The 7,221-nt window shown below is 65.2% G+C and carries 7 protein-coding genes; 6 read left to right on the top strand and 1 reads right to left on the bottom strand.

From position 1 onward, the window contains the following. Positions 1-70 precede the first annotated feature (70 nt). Positions 71-568: a hypothetical protein gene (locus XH80_RS33840; RefSeq protein ID WP_271602357.1), complete on the bottom strand. Its 498-nt coding sequence runs from the start codon at positions 566-568 to the stop codon at positions 71-73. A 481-nt stretch (positions 569-1,049) separates the two neighbouring features. Between XH80_RS33840 and XH80_RS33835 the strand changes: the two genes are divergently transcribed. The 6 genes from XH80_RS33835 to XH80_RS33810 all read left to right on the top strand — a co-directional run bounded on the left by XH80_RS33835 (position 1,050) and on the right by XH80_RS33810 (position 7,210). Continuing rightward, on the top strand, positions 1,050-1,286 hold the full coding sequence (locus XH80_RS33835; protein WP_057752985.1) for a hypothetical protein: 237 nt from the start codon (positions 1,050-1,052) through the stop codon (positions 1,284-1,286). Positions 1,287-1,479: 193 nt separating this feature from the next. Next, positions 1,480-2,364: a squalene synthase HpnC gene (gene hpnC / locus XH80_RS33830; protein ID WP_271602338.1), complete on the top strand. Its 885-nt coding sequence runs from the start codon at positions 1,480-1,482 to the stop codon at positions 2,362-2,364. After that, positions 2,354-3,193 (top strand): presqualene diphosphate synthase HpnD, encoded by an 840-nt coding sequence (gene hpnD, locus XH80_RS33825; protein ID WP_271602337.1) that lies wholly within the window; start codon positions 2,354-2,356, stop codon positions 3,191-3,193. Before hpnC ends, hpnD begins: the two co-directional genes overlap by 11 nt. Continuing rightward, positions 3,193-4,449, top strand: a complete 1,257-nt coding sequence (hpnE, locus tag XH80_RS33820) for a hydroxysqualene dehydroxylase HpnE (RefSeq protein ID WP_271602336.1) — start codon at positions 3,193-3,195, stop codon at positions 4,447-4,449. The genes hpnD and hpnE overlap by 1 nt, the downstream gene beginning before the upstream one ends. 62 nt (positions 4,450-4,511) lie before the next feature. Next, positions 4,512-6,464 carry a squalene--hopene cyclase gene (shc, locus tag XH80_RS33815; protein ID WP_271602335.1) on the top strand — a complete coding sequence of 651 codons (1,953 nt, stop codon included), beginning with the start codon at positions 4,512-4,514 and terminating at the stop codon, positions 6,462-6,464. Then, positions 6,461-7,210 carry a phosphorylase gene (locus XH80_RS33810; RefSeq protein ID WP_271602334.1) on the top strand — a complete coding sequence of 250 codons (750 nt, stop codon included), beginning with the start codon at positions 6,461-6,463 and terminating at the stop codon, positions 7,208-7,210. The genes shc and XH80_RS33810 overlap by 4 nt, the downstream gene beginning before the upstream one ends. Positions 7,211-7,221 lie beyond the last annotated feature (11 nt).

The raw sequence follows: 7,221 nt of genomic DNA, 5'->3' as shown, positions 1-7,221 counted from the left end.
ATTCTCGTCAGCAAAAAGCCCCGGCTCGAGAAGAGCCGGGGCTTTGTTGCTTTCGAGGTAGAGTGGGCAATCAGCCCTTTGTCATCGTGATGTTCACGCCGCGGATCTCGCCCTTGGACGAGATCTGCACCGTCTGCTTGGAGCCGTTGGTGCGCAGCGACAAATTGGCGGCAAAGCCGTTGGCCTCGACGAACACTTCGATCTGGCCGCCGCCGGCGGTGCCCTGCAAATTGCCGAAGATGTTGCGGTTGGACTCGCTCCAATTGCCGGAGATCCGCTCGCCCTGGCTGGTCACGTCGCTGGTGAGGTCGAATTTGTAGCTGTCGGAGGCGCAGTGCAGCGCCTGCTTGAGGTTGAGGCCGGTGCCGGCGACCTTGTAGTCCGCCTTGCAGCGGATGCGCTCGGTGGAGCCGTCGGACAGCGACACCGTGCCGGTGCCGGTCCAGGCGCCGTCGAAGCCGGCGAACGGCCCGGACGACTGAGCGTGGCTTGTCGCAACAGAGAAGAGCAGCGCTGCACCAATGCCGGCTGCCTTGATTGCCAGTTCAGATCGCCCAATGAATTTCATCATCAATATCCCGTTTTGGAACGACGGCTGCTTCATCGCAAGCCGTCTCGCCACATCGAAAGTTTAGTGTTGCCAGCCTATATCAGGTTCAAGTTCTGTGCCGGATAGGCCCGGTTGCCCGCGGCGTCAGGCTCGCGAAAGCGGTTCTCACCTGCCAGTTCGGCCCCGGATTCCCTCTATTTCCATAAGTTTCCGGGCCAATTGGCCGGCCGGACAGATGCAGCTCTGCAACAGGTATGCAGTAAAACACCGTGTGCCGGAATTATGACGTAGTATCAACCTCTTACATCTGCCAATGAAGGCCGAGGGAAGACCTGATTTGGTGGGCGCGGCGCCAATTTGGCCGCATTTACCAGCGCTTGTGCCTCCTCCGGTGCCGCACGCTTCCAGCGGCAACTTGCCATCAGAACAATCCGTTCCGGCTCTCCGCCCTGTGCTGTCCGGGATTGGTGCGATTCTGCCGTCAGAATGAAGGAATACAATGCGTAAGCTTCTCGTCGCTCTCACCGTGCTGTCGGCCACCCTGTCCACGGCTGCATTCGCCCAGCAGGGCGGCCGCGGTACCGAAGCCGAGCAGAAGGCCTGCACGCGCGACGTGCAGAAGTTCTGCCGTCCGGTTATCGATCAGGGCGATTTCACCATCCTGGCCTGCCTCAAGGAGAACCGGGCCAAGATCTCGCAGGCCTGCGACCAGGTCCTGAAGGATCACAACCAGTAAGATCGGCCACTGGCCCACAAAGGCGGCCGTGGGGCCGCCTTTTCCGGGCCGGATCCGCAAGGGGCTGCCATCGCGCGACAGGATTGGTTTTGCGGCCGTATTCCCCTATATGGGGGCCGCGGCGGCGTCGCCGGCATGAGCCCGCGCGAACGCAAAAGCCCTTTCTGTCCAAACGATTGTTGATCAGCCCTCGATGACCTCTGCGAGCGAATTGCGATCCGGCAAGGGTGACCGCGACGAGAATTTTCCCGTCGCGTCCTGGATCATTCATCCCAGTCATCGCGCCCTGATCCTGGCCTATTACAATTTCGTCCGGACCGCCGACGACATCGCCGACCACGGAAGCTTGCCGGCGGACGAGAAGCTTCGCTATCTCGACCTGCTCGAGGCGGAACTGCTCGGCAAGGGCGAGTCCCAGGCCGAGGCCGTCACCTTGCGGCGCGCGCTCGCCGAGCGCGGCATGGCGCCGCGCCACGCGCTCGACGTGCTGATCGCGTTCCGCATGGACGTGACCAAGCTGCGTTACGAGACCTGGGACGAGGTCATCCACTATTGCCGTTATTCGGCGATGCCGGTCGGCCGCTTCATGCTCGACGTCCATGGCGAGAGCACCTCGACCTGGGCGGCGTCGGATGCGCTGTGTGCGGGCCTGCAGATCAACAACCATCTGCAGGATTGCGGCAAGGATTATCGCGAGCTCAATCGCGTCTACCTGCCGCGCGACGCGCTGGCAGCACACGGTGCCTCGGTCGAGCAGCTCGGCCTCGCGCAGTCGCCGCCGGCGATGTTGGCCTGCCTGCAGTCGCTTGCCGTGCGCAACGAAGCGCTGCTGGGCGAGGGCAGGTCGCTGGCTGCCGAGATCCGGGATGTCCGCCTCGGCGTCGACGTCGCGGTGATCCAGGCCTATGCCGACCGCATCGTGCGTCTGTTGAAGGTGCGCGATCCCCTGCGCGAGCGCGTGCATCTGAACAAGTTCGAACTGCTCACCTTCAGCCTTGCCGGTATCGCCGGTGAGCTCGGCCGCCGTGCGATCGGCCGCAAAACCATCACCAATCCGGGGACTGCCCATGACGCTTGAGGCGACCGCGCCCGGCGCCAATTATGGCTCGTCCGCATCGAACAGCTCCTTCTACGCTGCGATGCGCATCCTGCCCCGCGACCAGCGCGAGGCGATGTTTCAGATCTACAGCTTCTGCCGCCAGGTCGACGACATCGCCGATTCCGACGGCCCGCGCGATCAGCGGCTCGCCGCGCTGCAGGAATGGCGCAACGACATCGACGCGCTCTACCAGGGCAATCCGCCGCCGCGGCTGAAGGACTACGTCGCCTCGGTCAAAACCTTCGGCCTGAAGCGCGAGGATTTCCTTGCCATCGTCGACGGCATGGAGATGGACGTGCCGCAGGACATCCGCGCGCCCGACATGGCGACGCTGGATCTGTACTGCGACCGGGTTGCCAGCGCCGTAGGGCGGCTGTCGGTACGCGTGTTCGGCCTGCCGGAAGAGGACGGCATCCTGCTCGCCTATCATCTCGGCCGCGCGCTCCAGCTCACCAACATCCTGCGCGACATCGACGAGGACGCGGGCCTCGGCCGGCTCTATCTGCCGCGCGAGGCGCTGCTGCATGCCGGCATCACCTCCAACGATCCGAACCGCGTCATCGCCGAGCGCGCGCTGCCGAAGGTCTGCATGCCGCTGACGCAGCGCGCGAAGGCGCATTTCGAGAAGTCGGACGAGATCATGAACCGCAACAAGCGTCGCGCGGTGCGCGCGCCGCGGATCATGTCGAAATACTACCATTCCATCCTGGACCTCCTGATCGCGCGCGGCTTCAACGCGCCGCGCCAGCCCGTGCGTGTGTCGAAGGTCACACGCATTTTGATCCTGCTCCGCTACGCTTTCATCTGATGCAAAACACAGCTCACATCATCGGCGCTGGAATTTCCGGCCTCTCCGCCGGCGTGCGGCTCGCCAATGCCGGCTACAAGGTCGCCGTGCACGAGGCGACGCACCAGGCCGGCGGCCGCTGCCGCTCCTATTTCGACGGTGCCACCAATCTCACCATCGACAACGGCAATCATCTGCTGCTGTCCGGCAACAGCCACGCCCGCGCCTATGCGCGCGCGATCGGCACCGAGGCGGGCCTGGTCGGGCCTGAGACCGCGCAGTTTCCCTTCGTCGACATCAAGACCGGCCAGCGTTGGCAGCTCGATCTCGGAGGCGGCCGGCTGCCGACCTGGGTGTTTGATGAGGGCCGCCGCGTGCCCGATACGGGTCTCACCGATTATCTCAAGCTGGCCCCGCTGATCTGGGCGTCGGAGCAGACGCTGGTCGGCAAGTCGATTCCGTGCGAAGGCACGCTCTACCATCGCCTGGTGCAGCCGCTGCTGCTCGCAGCCCTCAATGTCGATCCGCCCGAGGGCTCGGCCGGGCTTGCCGGCGCGATCGTGCGCGAGACGCTGCTGGCGGGCGGGCAGGCCTGCCGTCCGCTGATCGCACGCGACGGCCTCAGCGCCGTGCTGATCGAGCCCGCCGTGAAATTCCTCACAGAGCGGGGCCACACCGTTCAGCTCGGCCATGAGCTGCGCGGCTTCGTCACCACCGATGGCAAGGTCAGCGCGCTGAATTTCGGCGGCGAGGACGTGGTCCAGCTAGCTGCGGGCGACGTGGTCGTGATGGCGGTGCCGCCGCGCGCCGCGACGAGCCTGCTGCCGGGCCTGACCGCGCCGACCGAATTCCGCGCCATCGTCAATGCGCATTTCCGCTTTGAGCCGCCGCCGGGATCAGCGCCGATCCTGGGCGTGATCGGCGGCGTCGTGGAATGGCTGTTTGCGTTCCCGAACCGGCTCTCCGTCACCATCAGCAATGGCGACCGTCTCGTCGACATGCCGCGCGAGGAGCTCGCACAGACGATCTGGAATGACGTCTGCGCGGCCGGCGGGGTCTCCGGCGAGCTGCCCCCTTGGCAGATCGTGCGCGAGCGCCGTGCCACATTTGCGGCAACGCCGGCCCAGAATGCCTTGCGTCCGGGGCCGGTCACACCGCTGAAAAACCTGTTTCTCGCCGGTGACTGGACTGCTACGGGATTGCCTGCAACGATCGAGGGATCGGTCCGGTCGGGTGATCGCGCCGCCGATCTGGTGCTGGCCGCCAAAAAATCCTGAAAAGCGGGCCTGATGCAATGTCCAGCTCACTTTCAAATCGACGCCAGGAGCAATCGAGCGACATGGATTCCGTGAACGCGACCAGCCGCGAAGCTTTGGAATCGAGCATTGCGTCAGCGACGCAAGGCGTGCTCGGTTTCCAGCAAGCCGACGGCCATTGGGTGTTCGAGCTCGAGGCCGACTGCACCATTCCGGCCGAATACATCCTGCTGCGCCATTATCTCGCCGAGCCGGTCGACGTAGCGCTCGAGGCCAAGATCGGCAACTATCTGCGCCGGGTCCAGGGCGCCCATGGCGGCTGGCCGCTGGTGCATGACGGCGAGTTCGACATGAGTGCCAGCGTGAAGGCCTATTTCGCGCTGAAGATGATCGGCGACTCCGTGGACGCGCCGCACATGGTGCGCGCGCGCGAGGCGATCCACGCCCGCGGCGGCGCGATTCACAGCAACGTCTTCACCCGCTTCCTGCTCGCGACCTTCGGCGTCGTGACCTGGCGCGCGGTGCCGGTGTTGCCGATCGAGATCATGCTGCTGCCGTTCTGGTCGCCGTTCCATCTCAACAAGATCTCCTATTGGGCGCGCACCACCATGGTGCCGCTGATGGTGATCGCGGCGCTGAAGCCGCGGGCGAGGAATCCCAAAGGCGTCGGCATCGACGAACTGTTCCTGCAGGATCCGCGCTCGATCGGCATGACCGCGAAGGCGCCGCATCAGAGCATGGCCTGGTTCCTGCTGTTCCGTTCGCTGGATGCGATTCTGCGTGTCCTCGAGCCGATGTTTCCGAAGAGCTTGCGCAAGCGCGCGATCGATGCCGCGCTCGCCTTCACCGAGGAGCGGCTCAATGGCGAGGACGGCATGGGCGCGATCTATCCGCCGATGGCCAACATCGTCATGATGTACGACGCGCTCGGCAAGGACGAGAATTTCCCGCCGCGTGCGATTACGCGCCGCGGCATCGACAAGCTGCTGGTGATCAAGGGCGAGGAGGCCTATTGCCAGCCTTGCGTGTCGCCGGTGTGGGACACGACGCTGTCGGCGCATGCGCTGCTGGAAGCCGGCGGCGACAAGGCGGTGCCTGCGGCCAAGCAGGGCCTCGACTGGCTGATCCCGAGGCAAGAGCTTCAGGTGAAGGGCGACTGGGCGGCGAAGCGCCCCGACGTGCGCCCGGGCGGCTGGGCCTTCCAGTACAACAATGCGCATTATCCCGATCTCGACGACACCGCCGTGGTGGTGATGTCGATGGACCGCATGCGCCGGGAGCACGGTGCCACCGGCTATGACGTAGCGATCGACCGCGGCCGGGAGTGGATCGAGGGCATGCAGAGCGACGATGGCGGCTGGGCCGCCTTCGACGTCAACAACCTCGAATATTACCTGAACAACATCCCGTTCTCGGATCACGGTGCGCTGCTCGATCCGCCGACCGAGGACGTCACGGCGCGCTGCATCTCGATGCTCGGCCAGCTCGGCGAGACCGAGAGGACCAGCAAGCACGTCGCCGCCGGCGTTGCCTATTTGCGCAAGACCCAGCACCCCGAGGGGTCCTGGTATGGCCGCTGGGGCATGAACTTCATCTATGGAACCTGGTCGGTTCTGTGTGCTCTCAACATGGCCGGCGTCCGTCACGACGACCCCATGATGCGAAAGGCCGCCGCCTGGCTGGCATCGATCCAGAACAAGGACGGCGGCTGGGGCGAGGACGCCGTCAGCTACCGGCTGGACTACCGGGGATGGGAACCCGCCCCCTCGACCGCCTCGCAAACGGCATGGGCCTTGCTTGCCTTGATGGCTGCTGGCGAGGTTGATCACCCGGCCGTCGCCCGCGGGGTGGAGTACCTGATTGCAACACAAAACGAAAAAGGACTGTGGGACGAGCAGCGCTACACCGCCACAGGCTTCCCCCGCGTGTTCTATCTACGGTATCATGGTTACCCGAAGTTCTTTCCGCTGTGGGCGCTGGCGCGATATCGGAACTTGCGGAACACCAACAGCAGGGTGGTAGGGGTCGGAATGTGACTTTGGGGACGGGGGACTATGTTACCGCGGGCAATGCCATTGATCCGCGGCCGATCTTGATCGTGACTGGACTCGTTCAGGAGGCCCGCATTGCCGCCGGTCCCGGGATGGCGGTCATTTGCTCGTCCAGCAGCCCGACGCAGTTGCGCGCGCTGCTGACGGTGGTTGATCCCCAGACGATTCGCGGCGTGATCTCGTTCGGCGTGGCCGGCGGGCTCGACCCGAGCTTGCGCTCCGGCGACGTCGTGGTGGCTTCCGAGGTGCTCTCGGGCGATGCCCGCTGGGCCGCCGGCCTGTCGCTCAGCGAGGACCTCATCGACAAGCTGACCTCCGGCCGCCGCCGGGTGGTGCGTGGCAGCCTCGCCGGTGCCGAGGAAGTGGTCACCGGCTCATCCTGCAAGGCGGCGCTGCATTCCGAGACCGGCGCCTCCGCCGTCGACATGGAGAGCCACATCGCCGCCGCCTATGCCGCCGAGGCCGGCCTGCCCTTCGCCGCGGTCCGCGTCATCAGCGACCCCGCCCACCGCGCGCTGCCAGCGCTTGCCCGCGCCGCCATCAAGCCCAACGGCCAGATCGACCTTGCTGCGGTCTTCCGCGGCATCGTCCGCAATCCGGCCACGCTCCATGCCCTGGTCTCCACAGGCCTCGACTTCAACCGCGCGCTGCGCTCGCTTCGCGGCTGCCGCGATTTCCTGATCGGCACGGAGCTGGTCGACAGCGAGGCGCTGGTGGCGGAGACGATCTGAGCGGTTTGTTC

Origin of the sequence: Bradyrhizobium sp. CCBAU 45384 (genome assembly GCF_028128665.1) — a bacterium.
In the GTDB taxonomy this organism is placed as follows: Bacteria; Pseudomonadota; Alphaproteobacteria; order Rhizobiales; family Xanthobacteraceae; genus Bradyrhizobium; species Bradyrhizobium manausense.
Note: the sequence above shows the minus strand (reverse complement) of the source record. Positions and strands in the feature narration are given on the sequence as shown.